The sequence below is a fragment of the Runella sp. MFBS21 genome (assembly GCF_029433105.1).
Classification (GTDB): domain Bacteria; phylum Bacteroidota; class Bacteroidia; order Cytophagales; family Spirosomataceae; genus Runella.
Window position 1 is genome coordinate 1 of the sequence record NZ_JARNTW010000066.1, and the last position, 646, is coordinate 646.

The 646-nt window shown below is 46.7% G+C and carries 1 pseudogene; it reads left to right on the forward strand.

From position 1 onward, the window contains the following. Window positions 1-646, forward strand: a pseudogene (locus P1X15_RS32475) (hypothetical protein); the annotation flags it as partial.

Consider the following 646-nt stretch of genomic DNA (forward strand, 5'->3'; position numbering starts at 1 on the left):
TCAATCACCCAAAATGCCACGGGTGCGGGGGTCAATTACGCTGAAATCGATCAAGATGATGATTATAACAGTGCGACTGTTACCCAAACTGCTAGCGCAGGTGACAACAATGCCTACATCTATCAATCCTATGAGGGTGACGCTACTGTCACTCAAACAGCCACTGGCGCAGGGAGTGAAAACGATGCTTATGTTAATCAATACGGTGGTTATAACACTGCTACTGTAACCCAAACGGCCATGGCTAGTGCCGACAACTATGCTTATATTGATCAGTATGAGGAGGACCAAAAAGCGACTGTAACTCAAACCGCCGATGGTACCGATAGCGATAACTATGCATACATCCAACAAGATCAAGATGCAAATACCGCTACCATCACTCAGACGGCTACTTCTGGTGGTGAAAACGATGCCGCTGCTTATCAATATGGTGAAGACTCTGAAGTTACCATCACCCAAACCGCAGCAGGAGCTGGTAGCACCAATGACGCTGATGTTACTCAAGATAGCGCTACTGATGACTCCTCAGTCACTATTTCTCAAGATGCGCAAGCTGGTGCTGCAAACGATGCAGATGTTCAACAAGATGAAAATGACCTTGTTGCCAAAATCACTCAAACTGGTACTGGTGCCGGTAGCACCA